Raw genomic sequence first — 20,344 nt, forward strand, 5'->3', positions numbered from 1 at the left:
ATCCGGGGGGTGTTGTCGCCGGGCCGGGTGGCGTCGGCGGACCGCTGATAGGGACCCGGCCGCCCCGCGTGCGGGGTAGGTCTCTTCGTAACGTGGATGCCGGCAGTCCGACGCTGACCAGCGGCCGAGCCACGGTAGCAGTTGGGGAGGCACAGCGTTGTACGACGAGTACGGCGTCTTTATCGGACTGGATGTCGGCAAGGAAGGACACCATGCGGTCGCGCTAACCCCGGAAGGGAAGCGGCTGCACGACGCTACGCTGCCCAATACCGAGGCCGGCCTGCGGAAACTGTTCGACAAGCTCGCCCGGCACGGCCGGGTCCTGATGGTGGTCGACCAGCCCGCATCGATCGGCGCGCTGCCCGTGGCGGTGGCCCGCGTGTGTGGGCATCAGGTGGCCTACCTGCCCGGCCTGGTCATGCGCCGACTGGCCGACCTGCACCCCGGCACCGCGAAGACCGACGCCCGCGACGCCTACGTGATCGCCGACGCCGCCCGCACCCTGCCGCACACGCTGCGCCGCGTCGACGCCGGCGACGACGCCCTCGCTGAGCTGGAAGTCCTGGTCGGCTACGACGACGACCTCGCCGGCGAGGTCACCCGGATCTCCAACCGGATTCGTGGTCTGCTCACCCAGATCCACCCGCCGCTGGAGCGGGTCCTGGGCCCGAAACTGCAGCATCCAGCCGTGCTGGAGCTGCTGTCGCAGTGCGGTGGACCAGCCGGGCTGCGCAAGGCCGGCCGGACGAAACTGGTCGAGATGGTCAAGAAGCGTGCGCCACGCATAGGCGTACGCCTGGTCGCGCAGATCCTCACCGCGCTCGACGCGCAGACCGTCGTCGTGCCTGGCACCGCGGCGGCCGAGACCGTCCTGCCGCGACTGGCTGACAACCTGCGTGACCTGCTGCACCAGCGTGACCAAGTCGCCGAACAGGTTGAGGGGATGCTTGATGCGCACCCTCTTGCCGGGGTCCTGACCTCGATGCCCGGCATCGGCGTCAGGACCGCAGCCCGCATCCTGCTCGAAGTCGGCGACGGCACCACCTTCCCCACCTCCGGCCACCTCGCCGCCTACGCCGGCCTGGCCCCAGTCACCCGCCGCTCCGGCACCAGCATCCGCGGCGAGCACCCACCCAAGGGCGGCAACAAGCAGCTCAAACGCGCGTTCTTCCTGTCCGCGTTCGCCGCCCTGACCGACCCGACCAGCCGCACCTACTACGACCGGAAACGCGCCGAGGGCAAGAAACACAACGCCGCCCTCATCTGCCTCGCCCGACGCCGCGTCGACGTCCTACACGCCATGCTGCGCACCAAGACCCCATACCAGCCGAAACCGGCGGACGAACCCCGCCTCGCGGCTTGACAAAACCCATAGGGACACCCCCCCGACACTTCCGGGCCCGGCCAGCATGAACGCACGTTGATCAAGGAGGTGGGCCAGCGCCCGACACCGTCGTGGTCGGTCTCCACGTCGGAGGTACGTCCACCCGTGCGACCGCCGCACCCCCGGGCGCCGAACCGGTCAAGGCCGGTCGAGCCCGTCCCGCCCGACGCTCTCGGGGATCAAACGGAGTCGGATACGGGAGGCTTGACGAGCCGCGCAACCGCAACCGCGGCGCGGTCGAGAGCTACGAGGCCAACTGCTCACCGGCGCAGGGAGCTGGCCTTGCGAGATCGACCCACCCGTCGGACTGGTTGATCTCCGACCACACCGCGTCGAGGGAAAGGCCGAGCACGTCGGCGATCGCAGCGATGGTCGGAAAGGCGGGGGTGGCCACGCGACCGGACTCGATCTTCCGAAGAGTCTCCGGCGAGACGCCCGCGTCCAGCGCGGTGCTGAGCATCGATCTCTGCCCCCTGGCGCGACGCAGGACGAGGCCGAGGCGCCGTCCGCGCTCGACCTCCGCGGGAGTGAGCGGCAACCTGACCATGGCTCCAATTCTAATACCGGGATACTATGGCCGGGATACTTATTGGCTACCCGAGTAGGGCGACGCGTGATCGAGATCCTGAACCCCACCGACCTGCCGCGAGCCAGGGAGTCAGGCGCCCTGGTCGCCGACATTCTGCAGACGCTGAGGAGTCGCTGCGGGGTGGGCACGAACCTCCTGGACATCAACCGGTGGGCGCAGGCCATGATCATTGATGCCGGGGCGCAGTCCTGCTATGTCGACTACGAGCCCTCCTTCGGACGCGGGCCGTTCGGTCACTACATCTGCACGTCAGTCAACGACGCCGTGCTGCACGGACGGCCCCGTGACTACACGCTCGTCAACGGCGACCTGTTGACGCTCGACCTCGCCGTCTCCCGAGGTGGAGTTGTCGCCGACTCCGCCATCAGCTTCATCGTGGGCGACGTGGAGCCCCCGGAGAGCGTCGCGTTGATCGACGCGACCGAGCGCGCGCTGAGCGCCGGGATCGCCGCGGCGGAACCGGGGGCTCGCGTCGGTGACATCTCCCATGCCATCGGCTCGGTCCTCAGCGAGGCGGGATATCTGATCAACACCGAGTTCGGTGGTCATGGCGTCGGATCGACGATGCACCAGGACCCGCACGTCTCGAACACGGGCCGGCCCGGTCGCGGATACCGGCTGCGCCCCGGGCTGCTGCTGGCGTTGGAGCCGTGGGTCATGGCGGACACCGTCGAGCTCGTCACCGATGCCGACGGCTGGACGCTCCGAAGTGCGACCGGCTGTCGGACAGCGCACAGTGAGCACACGATCGCCATCACCAGCGACGGAGCCGAGGTTCTCACCGTGCCGCGGTAGGCGCGACCGCGAGGTGAAGCATCGCCCCTATTCGACCATTGGCACCTGAACCCTGTTTCGCGAATACTTGGTCGTCAGTTCACTCGCGCCACCGCCACGGACATCGACACCGCGCCGGACGCCGGAGAGCCCACCGCCCGCTCCACCGGCATCACACGCTGACCGCGGCCCTCGATCCCGTGGCCCATGAATCCGTGGAGCGGGAGCCCGGTGGTCCAGCCCCTCGCGCTGCAGGCCGCACACCAGCTGCTGTCCGGCACCGGCACCCCCGCCCTGCCTGCTATGGCAGAATTGCAGGGCACGGCTCGATGGAACTGTGGTGGCCGGTTGAGCAAGGGAGGGCCGTGGCGGAATTGGCCGAGAAGTGTGCAGCCACAAACCGGTCCCGGGAGAAGTGGTAGTGGGCTCGGCCACGTCCTTTCGCAAGAAGGGTGTGATCCCTGGCTGTGTGGCGGCAGCTCTCGGTATCGCGGGTTTCCTGTACCGGGCGATTCTGATGGCGCTGGACGTGCCGCCGGCAAATAGCGACGAGGGCACCGCCGGGTTGGCTGCCCTGCACATCGGAGCAGGCCAGCACTGGCCGACGTTTTTCTATGGCCAGGACTACATGGGCACGTTCCACTCCTACGTTGCAGCCCCCCTGGTTCAGGTCCTCGGCACACAGTGGTGGGTGCTTCGTCTACCAGCGCTCGCCATGTATGTCGTTTTCCTTCTTCTCGTCTTCCGGCTGACGCGCACGCTCTACACACCGTGGTTCGCCGTCTTCACCATGGCGGTTCTGGCGCTCGGGTCCGATCGGGTTGTCAAGGATCAGATCATCGGAGCCGGTGGCTATTCCGATGTAGCTACCGCCACCGCCGGTCTCATGCTGGCATCTACCCTTCTTGCCCTGCAGCCGGAGAAGCGGCAGGTGACATTCGCGGTGTGGGGCGGGCTGGCCGGTTACATCGTCTGGACCCACTGGCTTGCGCTGCCGTACGTGGCCGCCGCGGTGCTGCTCGTGGTGTGGATGAGCCGATCAGAGTTGACGATGCGACGGGTGTCCCTGGCAGTTGCCGGATTTGTCGTCGGCGCAGCCCCGTTGATCTGGTTCAACATTCGCTCCGACCATCGCAACTCGATTTCCGTGTTGCTGTCCCTCAGCGGCACGACCGAGCCGGCCGCATGGTCGGACCGGCTGCATGGCGCGGTCATCCTCGGGCTGCCGCTCAGTTCCGGGATGTGCGCGCCGAGTCGCTGCGCGACCTGGCAGTTGTGGTGGGGGCCGACCTACCTGATCCTTATGGTCACGGCGGCGGCGATCGCGGTCTTGGCGATGCGCAACGCCGACCGGGACGAGCGTCGTTTGCATGCCGGTCGGCTCGCTCTCGTCGCCGGTGCTGCGATGACCCTGGCCGCGTACACCGCGAGCTCCTCGTCGGCGGCAGCACCGATCGAAAGCGCCCGCTACCTCCACTACGGGCTGGTGTCCCTGCCGGCTGTTCTCTGGCCGCTGTGGATCGGCGTCAGGTCCGCGGTCGGCCGCGTGGGGGCCGACAAGGCCGACGGCAGGAGCTCACCTCGACCCGGTGTGCCTGGCCCGAGCCGGAGGGGCGTCGTCCTGGCCGCCGGGTGTGTTGCGCTCACCGGCGCGGTTCTCGCTGGTCTGCTGGTCGCTACCGGGCAGCTTGTCGCCCATCGGTCGGTGTACGCGGCCAAAGCTGACGGGGAGCAGCAGCTGCTGGATCATCTGCAGGGCAACGGCATCAGGCAGATCTATTCCGAGTACTGGACGTGCAACCGACTCGCCTACCGAAGCGGGGAACAGATTCGCTGTGCGGTCCTCGACGAGAACCTCACGCCAGGTCTCGATCGGTACCGGCCGTACCGTGATCAGGTCCGGCAGTCGGAACAGGTTGCCTACGTCCTGCCCGCCTCGAGCGCCATGACGGACCGCTTTGCCCGATCCACCCCACCGGCGGTCGACGTTGTTTCGGTGCGCGACATCGCGGGCTATCAGATGTATCTCTGCCGCCAGACCCCGGAGCAGAACTGATTGAACCCGACGTGGTGAGGTCACCCGACGCGCCGGACGGCGGACGGCGGTTCAGGGCTGGCACCGCGCCACTGACCAGGCGGGCTAGGGTAGGGCTGACACATCGGCGCCACCGTGGAGATCCCCGTGAAGCTCTCGATCCTCATGCCGGTCTACAACGAGGAAGAACGCATCGCGGATGCCCTGAAGCAGGCATTGGCGGTCGACTACCCGTGCGAGATCGAACTGGTCGTGGTCGACGACGGCAGTCGGGACGGCACCGGGGAGATCCTCGGGCGGGCCGACGACTCGCGGCTGCGGGTGATCAGCCACCAGCGCAACGCGGGCAAGGGCGCGGCCATCAAGACGGCGGTGGACGAGGCCGAGGGTGAGTACATGGTCATCCTCGACGCCGACCTGGAGTACGACCCGCAGGACATTCCCCGCCTGCTCGCCCCGGTCCTCGACGGCCGCGCCAACGTGGTCTACGGAAATCGGACCTTCGGCAGCCACAGCGCCTACAGCTTCTGGTATGTGATGGGCAACAAGGGCGTCACGATGGTCGCCAACGTGCTCTTCAACTCCTACATCGGCGACCTGGAGACCTGCTTCAAGCTGATGCCGGTCGAGCTCTACCGCTCGCTGGGGATCCGGTCGCGCGGCTTCGGGATGGAGGCGGAGGTGACCGGCAAGCTGCTGCGCCAGCGGATCCGCCCCTACGAGGTACCGATCAGCTACCGGGCCCGCGGGCGCGAAGAGGGCAAGAAGATCACCTGGAAGGACGGCGTCGAGGCGCTCTGGATCCTCGGTCGGGAGCGCACCCGCCGCCGCCCCGACCCGCTGACCCACCGCTGAGACCGACCCGCCCCGCCGCCCCGCCGCGGGCTCGGCGGTCCGCCGGCGGTGGACGGCGTGGGTGGTGCGTCGCCCGAAGACCGACAGGCCACCGCCGCGGTCGCCTAGGCTGACCGCTATGGGCCGACTACGCCGGCTCGCCGACGCCACACCGCCGAGTCGGAACCGCTACGTCGACCTGCTGCGGGCGCTCGCCATCATCCTGGTCGTTCTCGGTCACTGGACGGTCACCGCCATCGGGCACGACGCCGCCGGCCAGCCGACCGGGCGTTCCGCGCTGCCCGACCTGTCCTGGGCGTACCCGCTGACCTGGGCGTTCCAGGTCATGCCGGTCTTCTTCCTGGTCGGCGGCTACGCCAACGCCGCCTCGCTGACCGCCCACCGCAGCCGGGGCGGTGACGCCACCGGCTGGCTGCTCGGTCGCAGCGCTCGGCTGCTGCGGCCGACCACCGTGCTGATCATCGTGCTCGCCACCGCGGCCCTGGTCGCCCGAGTCCTCGGCGCCGACCCGTCGCTGATCCGGACGGTCGTCTGGTCCGCCACCATCCCGGTGTGGTTTCTCGCCGCGTATCTGGCCGTGGTGCCGCTGACCCCACTGATGTACGGGCTGCACCGGCGCTACGGGCTGCGCGTACCAGTGGTGCTGGCCTTCCTGGTGGCGGTGGGCGACCTGGGGCGTCTGCTCGGCTCGGACGCCTCGGCCCTGTCGAACTACCTGTTCGGGTGGCTGGCCGTGCACCAGCTCGGCTTCGCCTGGTACGACGTCCACGCCGAAGGGCTGCGGCCACCGGGAGCGGGCGGCCGGGCGGCGCCAACGCCCGACGCGCCACCGGCGCCGCGCGGCGACCCCGGCGGACCGCCGCCGTCGGTCCGGTCGGCCGGTCTCCGGTCCCCGCGGCTCCCGTTGTCCCGGCGCGCCGGCTGGACCGCCATGCTCGGCGGAACCGCGGTGACGGTGCTGCTCACCGGGCCGGGTCCGTACCCGGTCACCATGATCAACGTGCCGGGCGAGCCGCTGAACAACGCCGCGCCGCCCAGCCTGGCGCTGCTCGCGGTGGCCACCGCGCAGGTCGGGCTGATCGTGCTGCTGCGTGGCCCCGCCGGTCGCTGGCTGCGCCGCGACCGCCCCTGGATGGCGGTGATCGCGGTCAACTCCGTCGTGCTGACCGTCTTCCTGTGGCACCTGAGCGCCACGATCCTCCTGATCGGGGCGCTGGACGCGGTGGGCCTGCTGCCGACCCCCGCGGCCGGCTCCGCCGCGTGGCTGGCCTGGCGGATCCCGTGGGTGCTGATGCTGACGGTGATACTGGCCGCCCTCGTCGCCGTCTTCGGCCCGGTGGAGGCCCGCACCGGCCGGCCACCGGCCGCCGAGTCGGCTGGCGGTGCCCCGTGGCGGCCCGCGCTCACCGTCGCCGGCTTCACCGCCGTGGTGTTCGCGCTGGTCGACAACGCGGTCGTGGCACCCACGGACGCGGAGCCGCTCGGGCTGCCCGTCCCGGCGCTGGTGGCGTACCTGGCCGGGGCCGGCATCCTGCGGCTGCTCAGGTCTGGGTGGGGAAGCCGAGGTTGACCCCGCCGTGACGCGGGTCCAGCCAGCGGCTGGTGACCACCTTGCCCCGGGTGAAGAACCGCACCCCGTCCTCGCCGTGCGCGTGCAGGTCGCCGAAGAGGGAGGACTTCCAGCCGCCGAAGGAGTAGTAGGCCATCGGAACCGGGATCGGCACGTTGATCCCGACCATGCCGACCTCCACCTCGTGCTGGTAGCGCCGGGCGGCACCACCGTCGTTGGTGAAGATCGCCGTACCGTTGCCGTACGGGCTGGCGTTCACCAGGTCCACCGCCTCGGCGTACGAGCCGACGCGGAGCACGGACAGCACCGGCCCGAAGATCTCGTCGGTGTAGATCGACATGTTCGGAGTGACCCGGTCGAACAGCGTCGGGCCGAGCCAGAAGCCGCCCGGCTCGCCGTCGGGCCGCACGTCCCGCCCGTCGACCACCGGCACCGCTCCGGCCGCCACGCCGGCCGCCACGTACGACCGGACCCGCTCGGCGTGCGCGGCGGTGACCAGCGGGCCCATGTCGCAGCCCCGCCGGCCGTCGCCGGTGCGCAGCCCCGCCACCCGCTCGGTGATCTTCGCAACCAGGGCGTCGGCGACCGGTTCGACCGCGACCAGCGCGGAGATCGCCATGCACCGCTCCCCCGCCGACCCGAACCCGGAGTTCACCGCGGCGTCGGCGGCCAGGTCCAGGTCGGCGTCGGGCAGCACCACCATGTGGTTCTTCGCGCCGCCCAGCGCCTGCACCCGCTTGCCCGCGGCCGACCCGCGCTGGTGGACGTACCGGGCGACCGGGGTGGAGCCGACGAACGACACCGCCCGCACCACCGGGTGGTCCAGCAGCGCGTCGACGGCCTCCTTGTCGCCGTTGACCACGTTGAACACCCCGTCGGGCAGGCCGGCCTCGACGAACCACTCGGCCAGCAGCAGCGCGGCACTCGGGTCCCGCTCGCTGGGCTTGAGCACCACCGCGTTGCCGGCGGCCACCGCGACCGGGACGAACCACAGTGGCACCATCACCGGGAAGTTGAACGGGCTGATCACCGCGACCACGCCCAGCGGCTGCCGGAGACTGTACGAGTCGACCTCGGTGGAGACGTTCGCACTGAACCCGCCGCGCAACGCCGACGGGATGCCGCAGGCGTACTCGATGACCTCCAGGCCGCGCTGCACCTCACCGGCGGCGTCGGCGAGCACCTTGCCGTGCTCGGCGGTGATCACCTCGGCGAGCCGGTCCCGCCTCGCGTGGACCAGCTCGCGGAAGGCGAACAGCACGGCCGTCCGCCTCGCCAGGGAGGCGTCCCGCCAGGTCCGCGCGGCGCACCCGGCGGCCTCCACGGCGACCGCGACGTCCGCGGCGCAGGCCAGTTCGACCTGGCCGGTCCGCGCTCCGCTGGCCGGGTCGAAGACATCCCCCCGCCGGGTGCACGCGCCGGAGAACCGTTTCCCGTCGACGAAGTGCCCGATCAGGTTCACGCCGTCACCTCGGCGGCGCACGAGCGGATCGCGTCGACCAGGATGGCCAGGCCCTCACGGGCCTCGTCCTCGGTCAGCGTGAGCGGCGGTCCCATCCGCAGCACGTTGCCGTACAGGCCGCCCTTGCCGGCGAGCAGCCCCCCGGCCCGGCACGCCTCGAAGACCCGGTTGGTCAGCGCCGGATCGGGCTCGCCGGTGCCCGGCCGCACGAGCTCGACGCCGAGCATCAGCCCCTTGCCGCGTATCTCGGCGACCGCCGGGAGGTCGCCCACCCCGGCACGCAGGCCGTCGGCGAGGATCGCCCCGGTGCGGGCGGCGTTGGCCTGTAGGTCGTGGTCGAGCAGGTAGTCCAGGACGGCGTTGCCGGCTGCGGTGGAGACCGGGTTGCCGCCGAAGGTGGAGAAGCTGATCGCCGGCACCGACTCGACCACCTCGGCCCGGCCGACCACCCCGGCCAGGGCGAAACCGTTGCCGATGCCCTTGGCGAAGGTGAGCAGGTCCGGCGTCACCCCGTGGGCCTGGTAGCCCCAGCGGTGCTCGCCGGTGCGGCCCCAGCCGGTCTGCACCTCGTCGGAGACGAGCAGGATGCCGTGCTCGTCGAGCACCTTCTTCCAGGCGGCGAGGAGCCCGTCCGGGCCGTGCACGAACCCGCCGACGCCCTGGATCGGCTCGGCGATCAGGCAGGCCACGTCGCCGGCGGTCTGCGTGGCGAGCACCTCACGCAGGTCCTCCACCGCCGCGTCGACCTGGTCCGCCTCGGGCAGCCGGGCGAGCAGGCCGCGCAGCCGCTCGCCGGAGTGCAGCCAGGCCACCTGCAACGGGTTCAGCGGGCTGGCCGACCAGCCCCGGTTGCCGGTGACGCCCATCGCCGCGTACGACCGGCCGTGGTAGCTGTTGCGCACGGCGAGGATCTGGTGCGAGCGGCGGCGGTTGGTGGCCATCAGCAGTGCCGCCTCGTTGGCCTCGGTGCCGGAGTTGGTGAAGAAGACCCGCGCGTCCGGGATGCCGGAGAGCCGGGCCACCTTCTCGGCCAGCTCCACCTGCTGCCGGATCACATAGAGGGTCGAGGTGTGTACGATGCCGGTCCGCAGCTGCCGCTCCACCGCCTCGCGGATCTCCGGGATGTCGTAGCCGATCATGTTGGTCAGCACACCGCCGAAGAAGTCCAGGTAGGTGCGGCCCTGCGCGTCGGTGACCCGACGACCCGAGCCGGCGACGAGTTCGATCGGCTCGGCGTAGTACAGCGGCATCCAGGACGGGAGTACGGCCCGGTGCCGGGCCAGCAGGTTGTCGGCGGTCATCGTGGCACCTCTCAGCGGTCGCGGTTACCGCACGGTCTCATCCGGCCACGCGAGGGACAACTGTCACTGTGCGGCGCACGACCCCGGCGGCCTGACAGCACGTCACCGGATCCACGCCGGACGCCGACCGGCGCGGGTGTCGGTCAGCACGTCACCGGATCCACGCCGGACGCCGACCGGCCCCGGGTGCTGGGCAGCACGTCAACGGATTCCACACCGGACGCCGACCGGCCCGGGTGCGTTTCAGCCGACGGCGGTGTCCCGGACCGCCTGGGCGAACACCTCGGAGCGGTGCTCGAAGTTGCGGAACCGCCCGTAGCTCGGCGCGGCCGGCGACAGCAGCACCACCCCGCCCGCCGGGGTGGTCTCGCGCGCCAGCCGGACCGCGTCGACCAGGTCGTCGACCACCTCGCCGCGCACCTTCGGCAGCCCGTCCAGCGCGGCCACGATGCGCGGCCCGCTGTCCGGGATGCCGATGACGGTCAGCTCCCGCTCGGCCAGGTGTTCCCGCAACGGGGTGTAGTCCAGCCCCCGGTCGCTGCCGCCGACGATCACCGTCAGCGGCCGTCCGTCGTACGCGTCGATCGCGTGCATGGCCGCGTACGGGCTGGTGGCGAGCGTGTCGTCGACGAAGGTGAGCCCGGACGGGTCGACGATCTCGGTGAGCCGGTGGGCGAGGCCCTGGAACCCGGCGACCGCCACCGCGAGGGTGTCCCGGCGGGCGACCACGTCGATACCGAGCGCGTCGAGCACGGCGAGCGCCACGCAGAGGTTGCCCTCGTTGTGCCGGCCGACCAGCGGCAGCGTCGTTCGCGGGAAGAGGGACCGGTCGCCGAGGTGGAACCAGGGCGTTCCGTCCGGGCCGGTCGCCACGTGGGTGGTGTCCGGGGCGCCGGCACGAACCGCGGCCCGGTCACCGAGCTCGGCGGCGAGCCGCGGGTCGGCGCCGTTGACGACGACCGTCTCCGGGCCGTGCGCCAGCAGGTTGAGCTTGTCCCGGTAGTACTCCCGCTCGCCGCCGTGCGCGTCCAGGTGCTCGGGGAAGAGCGCGGTCACCACGGCGACCCGGGGTGAGTCGACCAGGTCGCTGCACTGGTAGCTGGACAGCTCCAGCACGTACAGTCCGGCCTCCGGCAGGTCCAGGGTCGGCACGCCGATGTTGCCGCCGAAGACGTTGGGTTGGTCCACCGCGGCGAGCAGGTGGCTGATCAGGCTGGACGTGGTGCTCTTGCCCTTGCTCCCGGTGACGCCCACGGTGCGTTCCGCGTGGTCGGCCATCCACAGGGCGGTGCCCTGGGTGACCGGTACGCCCCGCCCACGCAGCTCGGCCCGCCACGGATGTGTGTTCGGCACCCCGGGCGAGCGGACCACCACGTCGGCGGCGGCCAGCCGGTCGAAGCCCGCCTCGCCGGTGACCAGTGGCGCCGCCTCCGCGAGCGGACCGTCCCAGGGCAGGCTGAGAGACGAGCCGCTGTCGTCGACGACCGCGACCAGGTCCGCCGGGCCGTGCGCGGCGATCGCGGTCACCGCGGCGCGGCCCTCCCGGCCGGCGCCCCAGACGGCGACTTTGCGTCCGCGCAGGTCAGACAGGCGCACGGGCTCTCCTCCGGGTCGTTGTCGGTCGACGGGCGGGGTCCGGCGCACTCGGGCACGGCGGACGAACCAGGGCCTAGTATGGCGTGTGCCCAACGAGCAGCTTCGGCGGATGGACGCCTTCACCTTCCCGTCCTACTCCATCGACCTCTCCACCGGGGAGGTGTTGTTCGACTACGCCCTGACCGGGCCCGACGGCGGGCAGCGCTTCACCGAGGTGGTCACCCTCCCGCTGCCCGACGCGCCGCCGCCGGACGAGGTGGTGGCCACCCTGGGGCGGGTTCTGGAGCTCCTGCACGTGGTCGCGGGCGTCAGCTACTACAAGACCGCCGCGCCGCGCCGGCTGGTGCTGCCGGCGCCGCTGGGGGCGGCAGCCGTCGAGCTGGTCACGGCCGTCTACACCAGGGGCCTCGGGGAGTACGCGTACCGCAACGCGCTGCCGCACGTGCTGGAGTTGCGGCCCGAGGTGCCGGCCGGCGAGGTCACACCGGCGGTCGGGTACGACACCTACGGCCGGCGACCGCTGTCGGCGGTCGGCGGCGGCAAGGACTCGATCGTCAGCCTGGAGGCGCTGCGCCGGGGTGGTTTCGACCCGGTGCCGTTCTCGGTCAACCCGAACCGGGTGATCGAGTCGGTGAACGTGGCGTCGGGGCTGCCGGCGCTGGCCGCGCGGCGGCGGATCGACCCGGTGCTGTTCGACCTGAACGATAACGGTGCGCTCAACGGTCACATCCCGGTCACCGCGATCAACTCGCTGATCGCGGTCGCCACTGCCGTGCTGAACGGGCTCGGCCCGGTGGTGATGTCCAACGAGCGCTCGGCCTCGGATCCGAACCTGGTCTGGAACGGTCACGAGATCAACCACCAGTGGTCCAAGGGTGTCGAGGCCGAGGGGCTGCTGCGGGCGGCACTCGCCGAGCACGCCGGGCTCACCGATCCGTACTTCTCCCTGCTGCGCCCGCTGTCGGAGCTGCACATCGCCCGGTTGTTCGCCACCGTCGACCGGTACGACGACGTGGTGACCAGTTGCAACGCGGCGTTCAAGCTACGCGGCGCGAGCGAGCGCTGGTGCCGGAACTGCCCGAAGTGTCGGTTCGTCTTCCTCGCCCTGGCACCCTTCATGCCGCGCGAGCGAGTCACGCGCATCTTCGGCGGGAATCTGCTCGAAGACCCGGCGCAGCTGCCCGGTTACCGGGAGTTGCTCGGCGTGGACGGGCACAAGCCGTTCGAGTGTGTCGGCGAGGTCGAGGAGTCGTTGGTGGCGCTCAGCCTGCTCGCCGAGCAGGACCGGTGGCGTGCCGCCCCGGTGGTCCGCGCCCTGGTCGACGCCGTGCCGGAGACCGCCTGGCCCGCCGCGGCCACCTCGGACGTCTTCACCCCGGGTGGCCCCTCCCACGTTCCCACCGGCTACGCGAAATCCCTGGACACCCTCACCTGACCGGGGGCCACGCTGATCGGTGTTTCCCGCACCTTGCGTGGTCGTGCCCGCGGCGGTCGCGCCAGGGCCTCGCCGCCCGCCGGACGCCGTTCCGGCGAACAGTCACGGCACCGGGGGTCGGACGAGCTGACCCGACCGCGCCACATACTTGGTCGCATGTGGTGCGGTCGGCGTCTCCACTGATGGTGACCGTTCTCGAGTCACTCGAGGGCGGTGGCGCGGCAACGCCCCGGTGAGGGTGGGGGCGCCCCGGTGAGGGTGGGGGCGCCCCGGTGGTCGGGCGCCCCCACTCCGTGGTGCGGGTGTTGGTCAGGCGAAGCAGTCCGGGACGGCGTTGGCGCCGGCGCAGTTGTTCGGCCTGTTGTTGGTGATGAGGGTCTTGCCGGCCACGGTGACCGTGCCGTCGTTGAACACTCCTCCACCGTCACCGCCGGCGACGTTCTTGGTGATCTTCGTGTCGGTGAGGGCCACCGTGTTACCCGCGTCGACGTAGACGCCGCCGCCGTCGCCGACGGCGTTGTTGGCGGCGATGAGGGTACGGGTGACGAACACGTCGTCATCGGCGTTGATGCCGCCGCCGTTGCCGCCCGCGGTGTTGTTGACGATCTTGCTGTCTTCCACGGTGGCGGTGCCACCGTCGGTATCGATGCCGCCGCCCTCTCCGTTGACCGTGTTGTTGCTGATGGTCGTGTGCCGCACGATGAGGGTGCTGTCGACCTCGACGCCGCCGCCCTCGCTGCTGTTGGCGGTGTTTCCGGTGATGGCACTGTGGGAGACGGTGGTCATCGTCCCCGACGCCAGCAGTCCGCCGCCGTCCAGTCCGGCCACATTGTTGCCGATCACACTGTAGGTGATCGTCGCGGTGCCGTCGTTGTAGAGGCCGCCACCGTCGTTGTCGGAGGTGTTGTCGGTCAGGTTGGACCTGGTGATCGACAGTGTGCCCGCGTCGTTGGAGATGGCGCCACCCTCGCCAGCGGCGACGTTGCGACTGAGAGTACTGCGGGTGACCTTGACGATGCCCTCGTTGGAAGAGATCGCCCCGCCGCCGCCCGCGCCCTGGGTGGTGTTCTTGGTCAGGGTGGTCTTGTCCAGGCGTAGTTGCCCGCTGGTGTCGACGCGGATCGCCCCGCCGCCCTGGTTGGTGGGGGGTCGGCCGCCGGTCAGGGTGAGCTGGGTCAGGGTCAGGTTGCCGCCGGCGCCGACCTCGAAGAACCGGAACTCGCCCGCGCTCGCCGGCCGTACGATCTTCGCCCCGTTACCCTTCACCGTGATGGTCGTGGTGATCACCGGGAAGGCGTTGTCGTCCTGGGACACCGTGACCGAGTAGGTGCACTTCTCGGCCAGGCTCACCACACCACCCGAACCCGCGTTCAACAGGGTGACCGCGGCCTGGAGCTTCTCCGCGTTGCACGGCACCCGGATCACCGTGCCACCCTTCTTCCCGCCGTATCTCTGGCCGTCGTATTTCTTGCCGTCGCCCTTGCGGTCGTCGTGGTCGTGCTCGCCGTTGTCGGTTTCGTCGCCCTTGTCTTCGTGGTGGTCGTCGTGGGTGTCGGTGGGCCAGCCGGGGTCACCGGCCACCCCCCAGTCACCACCCCAGTAGCCGCCACCCATCTCCCGCCACAGCGCCCCGGCGGCACCGGCCGACACGGTCACCGCCTGCTGGTCGCCGACGGCCACCTGACCACCGGCGGCCACCGCCACCGATCGTGGGGCGTCGCCGGCGGACAGCGCGGGCAGCCCCCACGGGCCGGCCGCCCCCGCCACCGTACCCAGGGCCAACACCCCGACCCCCGCCACCCCGGCCCGGTGACTTCCCGGGCGTCAGCGCCTCGGCGCGGCCGGGCTGATCGTGTTGCCTGCTCATCTGGGTGCCCCCGATCTGGTTCGCCTGGTGTTCCGGAGTCCCGAAACATGAACGGTCCAACCAACCGCCCAACCTGACACTAACTACGTGAACAGATCTAACGATCCGATGGTCGCCTTATCACCCAGAAGGGTGGCACCGTGGTCATAACTGCGCGATCTGCGGATGTAGCGGACATGGGTCCGCTGCGATGCCGGCTGCCTGGTCACGAACCACGAACCGACATCGATTCTCCGGCCGATCACCGGGGCGCGGCGGCTGCCCAACCAGTGCCCACCGAGCATCGGTCAGGTCCAAGGGGTAGCGACGCCCACGTGAAACGCGACCACTATGGACCGGTGATCATGGGTCAAGACCGAGACACGCCACCCATAGTGAAGGCTTCTCGGAAACCTACTGGCCTGGCCTCCACGCTTTCGAGGGATCCTCACTGGAATGTGAGAACCCGCCCGGAGAAGCGACGATAGTTCTGAACGCACCTGTGCGGTCTAGCTATTTTGTTGGAGAGGAGCACGTAGATGAAGCAGGCAGGTAAGCGTTCTCGACTGGGTCCACTACCCCGCACCACGGTGGGGATGGTGATCGCCGGAACAGCCGTCCTGGGCGCGGTGTCGGTCCATGCCGCCGCCCCGGCTTTCGCCACGTCCGAGCCGATCGCCTCCACCGAGCAGGAGGGCGATCACGGCAACGGCTGGAAAGGCGACCCCGGGGACGGGTTCACGGGCGGCTACGGGAAAGAGTCGATCGGCGATCACAAGGCCGAACGGAAGGACGATCACAGGAAGGACACGTGCATCGACATCGACTCCGTGTTCCAACAAAACGATGGATCTGGAGCTGAAGACCGCCAGTTCAACATCGTCGCCAAGGGCGGGAAGGTCCTGGTGGGCGAGCAGGACAAGGGCGAAGCAAATGGCCAGGGCTTCACGTGGGTCGACCTCAGCGTCCTCCCCGGTTTCCCCAAGGGCGCCTGCGCGGTCTCCATCACCGTAGATGAATCCACCGCGTACGCCGAACTGATCACCACCAACGGCACGGTGTTCCAGACCGAAGGCGAGGTCGATGGGGACGACTTCACCTGGAACACCCAATGGTTCAAGGTGTTCCAACAGCCATGGGTCGCTTTGCCGTAGCCGGTGCCGCGGAAACCCGGGCAACGGGCGGCTCCGCGTCCGCAGCCCGCGGGTTCCAGGGTCGTCGCAACACCGGTTGTGTTTGATCAGGCCGTGAGTGGGTTGATGCAAGCGCTCGGCTGGGAAACCCCAGCCGAGCGCTTGCGCGCGCGTCGGTCGAGTTGGTCGGCGACAAGGGCCACGTCTCGAGACGGTGGACGGACAGATCGGCTCCTTCGGCGAGCTCTGCCGTAGCAGGCCGTCGGTGTGCACCGGTGAGGGCTCGACGGGCAGGCGTTCGGACGCGCCGGGGTCCGCTCAGCCGTCGAGCACGGACAACTCCAGGCCCTGGATCACGATCACCCGCCGGTACCCGGGACGGAGCACGGTCACCGACACCAGGTCGTCGTGGTAGTCGCCCAGCAGCGGGGGCCGCGGCCCCAGCACGGTTGCCAGCGGGATCATGCCCGACGGCGAGGGCTCGTAGCCGTCGGAGTCCCGTACCAGTGCGGGCACCCTGCTGACTCCCCGCCGCAGCAGTGCGGCGGCACGGTGGTAGCCGTCCCGGAGAACGTAGCGCCCCTGACAGCGGGCCACCTCCACGAACGAGACCCCGGTGCCGACCGCGAAGCCGAAACCCCCCACGCCGCTGGCGCCGCGCAGCGGTGCCGAGATGTTGCCCAGCACCTTCAGGTTCGGATTCGTGGACGTGAAGGTGTAGATGCGCCGCTGCTCGTCGTAGTGCTGCGTGAAAGCTGCCTCCGCAGCGGCATCCGGTGGCTCGACGGGGAGGGTCAACTCGGCGACGGCACGTGGGCTTTCCGTGTCCACATTCGCGATGTGGCCGTCGGCCACGTCGCTGAACACGTGTGGCTGGTGGGCCACCACCCGGCTCAGGTCGACCATGCGGACCCGGCAACCACGCTGCAGCTTCTCCGCGCCGGCGGCTGTCGCGCGCAGCCGGGAGATGTGGTCCGCCAATCCCACTGGCGGCTCCGACAGCAGGTCGGACTGGTCCACGCCAGGCGCGCGGGCCGCTACCGCTTCACGGGCCCGAAGCAGCATGCTCCGCCGCTCCGCGGGAAGCGACGGAACGTTCGGGGCCGACGCGAGGAGCTCCTCGGCCCGGTCCGGGGGCAGCCAGCCCAGCAGGACGCGGGCCGTCACCTGCCGACCGGAGCGCGGCGGGGCGGCCAGCCCGACACCGCTCCCGTCGCCTGGCGGTCCACCCGCGCGCCGGGCGCTGTCGATCATGATTTCGCTCAACGTGACTCTCCCTGTCTCGTGCCTCGATCTCCGCGGGTTCCCCACTCACGACACACGCCCCGACCAACGACCCGGTCACCCGTCCACGAAGCCGGACGACCGCTACCTCGCGCTCCGTCGTGACTCCGAGGTCCCGGTCCTACTCGACGGCTTCCTCGGCAACGCCACCCGATTGGTCACCGTTCTACCGCTCCGGGAGCACGCGACAGGCCGTAACGCAGATACCAGTGGACCGCGAGCAGGATCGGCTCGCCCGCCGGACCGGCCTCGCTCGTGGTCAACCTGGGCCGTACGGGTGAGCGTCACGGGGTGCGGATGGCGTCCAGGGCGAGCAGAGCCACGTGCAACGACAGGCAGGCGTCGACCGAGTCGAGGTCGACGTCAAGGACCCGGCCGATCCGGGCCAGGCGCTCGTAGAACGCCGGGCGGGACAGGTGCGCCGCCGCCGCGCCCGCCGACTTGTTCCGGCCCTGCTCCAGGTATGCCCGAAGGGTGCCGAGCAATCGCTCCCGGGGATGCTGCGCGTCGTACGCCAGGAGGGCGCCCAGCTCCCGCTCGACGAAGATCTGCAGGCGTGGCTCGTCCCGCAGCAGGTGCAGCAGGCCGGCGAGCCCGACGTGCGGCAGCCGGAAGATCGGCAGGTCTCGGCGGTCCCGGCGGGCGGCATCGGCGATCTGCCGCGCCTCGACCAGGGAGCGCCGCGCCTCCCGCAGGCTGTCCACACCGGAGCCGGCAGCGACGACGAGCGCGCTGACCGGCGTGCCGGCCGCCCGCGCGGCCTCGATCGGTCGCGGTACGAACGCGTCGGGGCGGACGCGTCGCAGCGCCGCGGCGAAGGCGGTCAACGCCCGCTGCTCGGCCGCCGCGTCCGGCAGCGCGAGCAGGGCACCCACCGCGTGGTCGTCGAGCGCACTGGTCAACGCCGTCAACCTGGCGTCCCGCAACGCGTGGCCGACCGCCTCGGCGAGGTCCCGCAGCCGGGCCGGCCCGGCCGCCGGGTTGGCCGCCGCGAGGCCGCCGTCACCCGGGCCGCCCTCGACGGCCGGGTCGTCGCCGCGGTATCGGACCACCACGCCCACCAGGTGCCGGCGTTCCAGCAGCACGCCGAGGGCCCGGGCCCGCAGCGCCACCTCGTCCACCGGGTGGGCGTGGTCGAGCAGGGCGGTGAGCAGGGTGCGGTGCAGCTGCCGTTCCAGGCCCTCCGCGTCACGGCGGATGAGCCGGCCCAGCGCCAGGGTCGACGCCGCCCGTTCCACCAGGATCGTCAGCCGGGTCGGCGGGGTGTCCGGGCGACCACGCCTCGTCGCCGGCGCGCCGGCCTCGGCCCCGCCCGTGCGGGCGTCCGCCACCACCGGCCCGCCCGCGGCCGGCCCGCCCACCGGCGGGTCGCCCTCGCCCGGAACGTCCGCCGGTCGCCGCGTCGCCCCCGTGGTCAACTCGCCGTCGCCGGGCCAGCGCAGCAGCAGCCGCCCCCAGTCCTGCCCCCGGGCGCCGACCACGGTGACCAACCAGCCGCTGTCCACGTCGTACGCGGTCCGCCCGGCCGGCCGGATCCGGCGCGAGTGCTGCTCCCAGCCGTCGAGCAGCAGTTCGGCGCTCTCCCCAGCCGGATCGTACGCGAGCACCTGCCGGGACAGGTTCTCCAGCACCACCGGGCAGCCGGACAGTTCGGCCGCCTGCCGGACCACCTCACCCGGGTCGGCGCCCTCCACCGACAGCTCGGTAAAGCGCTGGTGGATTTCCTCGGTGGCCCGCAGCTCGGTCAGCTGGGCGTCGACGATCAACGCGTGCACGGCCTCGGTGATCCGCACGAACGGCGTGGCACGCCGCAGCTCGGCCAGGGGTAGCCCGCGCCGCTCGGCGGCGGCGGCCATCACCCGGGGCACTCCGCCGACATACCGGCGGCCCAGCTCGACCACCAGGCCGGACACCCCGACGTCGGCCAGGTCGCCGATGAACGCCCGCAGCCCGGCGTCGTCGGCCGGCAGCCCGATCCCGGTGGTCAGCACCAGTTCGCCCCCGCCGAGTAGGGTGGCGATGTCGGGCACCTCCGCCACGTGCACCCACCGCACCAGCCGGTCCAACCCGGCGTCACCGGCGACCAGGCGCGGCGCACCGTGGCGCACCGGCTCCAGCGCGAGGACCTCACGGACGGTGGGAAACACGGCCGCCAAGATACCGCCCGCCACCTCGATCGCTCGCCCCGCCGGCCTCCGGCGGTGGGGGTGCAGCAGATCGGTGCAGGGTGTCCGGGCCCGCGGCGGCGCCGGGGATCCGTCGCCACCGGTCATCAGGCGACGGCATCGGCGCCATGCGTTGTTCCTGCACCTGGATTTCCAGGCGGGAGCGGTGAGCGCCCGGATTGTAGATCTCATCGATCGGGCCCATGAGTCCGCCGCCGATGCCTCGGCGACGTATGCGGGTGCCCAGCCACGCGACCGCACCCAACACGGCGGCGAAACCGCCAGCGAACGCTACGAACGTCAGGACGTCTCCCACGGCAGCAAGCCTACGGCCGAGCACAACTCCGGCGGGGTCGACGGGGATCCTGCCGCCTACAACCGTCGGCCCACCGCCGCGGAGCCGGTCATCGATCAAGTGGCGGCCGTGCGGTCGATCCCACCGGTCAGGGTCCGGATCGACCCGGTCAGCCTGGTCGAGCTGCGGCGCGACGGCAACACGTACGCCTGGCGGCAGCAGATCACGGCCGTGCCGCTGGCGGGTGCGGGGTAGCGCACCGGCGTCCGGCGACTCACTCCCGCATTTCCACAGCAGGTCGGCGGTAGGGCCCCGGGCGACGAAACGCTCGAACAGGTCGCGCGGACTCGGTCCGTCGTGGGGGTTCAGGGGATAGAGGTCGTGCATCGCCTCGTGCATCAGGCCGACGAGGTAGATCGACAGGGTCACATGGCTCCGGTCGAATTCGGCCTTCGGCAGGAGGCGGGCGAGGGCGCACGGCCACGGATGGCCACACGCCCGGCACGACCACGTCGGCCGTAGCGGCGTGTGCGGTGGCACGCTCTCGGTGCGGTAGCGAGGGTGCTCCGGTTCGGGGCCGGCGGATGGTGCCCGCAGCATGGTCGAGATCCGCCACCACT

13 protein-coding genes and 4 pseudogenes are annotated in these 20,344 nt (G+C 70.9%); 8 read left to right on the plus strand and 9 right to left on the minus strand.

Going from position 1 to position 20,344, the window contains the following annotated elements:
• Window positions 1-157 precede the first annotated feature (157 nt).
• On the plus strand, window positions 158-1,363 hold the full coding sequence (locus tag QTQ03_RS09335) for an IS110 family RNA-guided transposase (RefSeq protein ID WP_289277638.1): 1,206 nt from the start codon (window positions 158-160) through the stop codon (window positions 1,361-1,363).
• A gap of 265 nt (window positions 1,364-1,628) precedes the next feature.
• Here QTQ03_RS09335 and QTQ03_RS09340 read toward each other — a convergent pair whose 3' ends face one another.
• The gene (locus QTQ03_RS09340; protein ID WP_289277639.1) at window positions 1,629-1,931 is read right to left on the minus strand and encodes a helix-turn-helix transcriptional regulator; all 303 of its coding nucleotides are present in this window, start codon (window positions 1,929-1,931) and stop codon (window positions 1,629-1,631) included.
• Window positions 1,932-1,997: 66 nt separating this feature from the next.
• Here QTQ03_RS09340 and map point away from each other — a divergent pair, with 66 nt between their 5' ends.
• From map to QTQ03_RS09360, 4 genes are all read left to right on the plus strand, one after another.
• Window positions 1,998-2,768, plus strand: coding sequence for a type I methionyl aminopeptidase (gene map / locus QTQ03_RS09345; protein ID WP_289277640.1), 771 nt, complete (start codon window positions 1,998-2,000; stop codon window positions 2,766-2,768).
• A 400-nt stretch (window positions 2,769-3,168) separates the two neighbouring features.
• On the plus strand, window positions 3,169-4,803 hold the full coding sequence (locus QTQ03_RS09350) for an ArnT family glycosyltransferase (RefSeq protein ID WP_289277641.1): 1,635 nt from the start codon (window positions 3,169-3,171) through the stop codon (window positions 4,801-4,803).
• A 126-nt stretch (window positions 4,804-4,929) separates the two neighbouring features.
• Window positions 4,930-5,637: a glycosyltransferase family 2 protein gene (locus QTQ03_RS09355; RefSeq protein ID WP_289277642.1), complete on the plus strand. Its 708-nt coding sequence runs from the start codon at window positions 4,930-4,932 to the stop codon at window positions 5,635-5,637.
• 118 nt (window positions 5,638-5,755) lie between these two features.
• Window positions 5,756-7,207, plus strand: coding sequence for an acyltransferase family protein (locus QTQ03_RS09360; protein WP_289277643.1), 1,452 nt, complete (start codon window positions 5,756-5,758; stop codon window positions 7,205-7,207).
• Here the strand turns inward: QTQ03_RS09360 and QTQ03_RS09365 are convergent.
• The 3 genes from QTQ03_RS09365 to murD all read right to left on the minus strand — a co-directional run bounded on the left by QTQ03_RS09365 (window position 7,179) and on the right by murD (window position 11,566).
• Entirely contained in the window at window positions 7,179-8,669 is a 1,491-nt protein-coding gene (locus QTQ03_RS09365; protein WP_289277644.1) for a CoA-acylating methylmalonate-semialdehyde dehydrogenase, read from the minus strand. The two genes, QTQ03_RS09360 and QTQ03_RS09365, sit on opposite strands and share 29 nt — an antisense overlap.
• Window positions 8,666-9,970: an aspartate aminotransferase family protein gene (locus QTQ03_RS09370; protein ID WP_289277645.1), complete on the minus strand. Its 1,305-nt coding sequence runs from the start codon at window positions 9,968-9,970 to the stop codon at window positions 8,666-8,668. Before QTQ03_RS09370 ends, QTQ03_RS09365 begins: the two co-directional genes overlap by 4 nt.
• A 243-nt stretch (window positions 9,971-10,213) precedes the next feature.
• Window positions 10,214-11,566: a UDP-N-acetylmuramoyl-L-alanine--D-glutamate ligase gene (gene murD / locus QTQ03_RS09375; protein WP_289277646.1), complete on the minus strand. Its 1,353-nt coding sequence runs from the start codon at window positions 11,564-11,566 to the stop codon at window positions 10,214-10,216.
• Window positions 11,567-11,651: 85 nt separating this feature from the next.
• Here murD and QTQ03_RS09380 point away from each other — a divergent pair, with 85 nt between their 5' ends.
• Window positions 11,652-13,001 (plus strand): MurL-like N-terminal domain-containing, encoded by a 1,350-nt coding sequence (locus QTQ03_RS09380; protein WP_289277647.1) that lies wholly within the window; start codon window positions 11,652-11,654, stop codon window positions 12,999-13,001.
• A gap of 309 nt (window positions 13,002-13,310) precedes the next feature.
• On the opposite strand, the gene QTQ03_RS09385 is transcribed toward QTQ03_RS09380, so the two are convergent.
• Window positions 13,311-14,801: an autotransporter outer membrane beta-barrel domain-containing protein gene (locus QTQ03_RS09385; protein WP_289277648.1), complete on the minus strand. Its 1,491-nt coding sequence runs from the start codon at window positions 14,799-14,801 to the stop codon at window positions 13,311-13,313.
• Between the two features lie 585 nt (window positions 14,802-15,386).
• Here QTQ03_RS09385 and QTQ03_RS09390 point away from each other — a divergent pair.
• Complete coding sequence (locus QTQ03_RS09390) at window positions 15,387-16,001, plus strand: hypothetical protein (protein ID WP_289277649.1); 615 nt, start codon at window positions 15,387-15,389, stop codon at window positions 15,999-16,001.
• Window positions 16,002-16,298: 297 nt separating this feature from the next.
• Here QTQ03_RS09390 and QTQ03_RS09395 read toward each other — a convergent pair whose 3' ends face one another.
• The 3 genes and pseudogenes from QTQ03_RS09395 to QTQ03_RS30615 all read right to left on the minus strand — a co-directional run.
• A complete protein-coding gene (locus tag QTQ03_RS09395) occupies window positions 16,299-17,246 on the minus strand; it encodes a hypothetical protein (RefSeq protein WP_289277650.1) in 948 nt (315 codons plus the stop codon).
• Between the two features lie 302 nt (window positions 17,247-17,548).
• Window positions 17,549-17,989 (minus strand): annotated as a pseudogene (locus tag QTQ03_RS30610) (PucR family transcriptional regulator); the annotation flags it as partial.
• A 308-nt stretch (window positions 17,990-18,297) separates the two neighbouring features.
• Window positions 18,298-19,411 (minus strand): annotated as a pseudogene (locus tag QTQ03_RS30615) (PucR family transcriptional regulator ligand-binding domain-containing protein); the annotation flags it as partial.
• Window positions 19,412-19,799: 388 nt separating this feature from the next.
• On the opposite strand from QTQ03_RS30615, the pseudogene QTQ03_RS09405 reads away from it, so the two are divergent.
• Window positions 19,800-19,979: pseudogene (locus tag QTQ03_RS09405) on the plus strand (2'-5' RNA ligase family protein); the annotation flags it as partial.
• 19 nt (window positions 19,980-19,998) lie between these two features.
• Here QTQ03_RS09405 and QTQ03_RS30620 read toward each other — a convergent pair.
• Window positions 19,999-20,324 (minus strand): annotated as a pseudogene (locus QTQ03_RS30620) (hypothetical protein).
• Window positions 20,325-20,344: the final 20 nt, after the last annotated feature.

This window comes from Micromonospora sp. WMMA1363 (assembly GCF_030345795.1).
In the GTDB taxonomy this organism is placed as follows: domain Bacteria; phylum Actinomycetota; class Actinomycetes; order Mycobacteriales; family Micromonosporaceae; genus Micromonospora.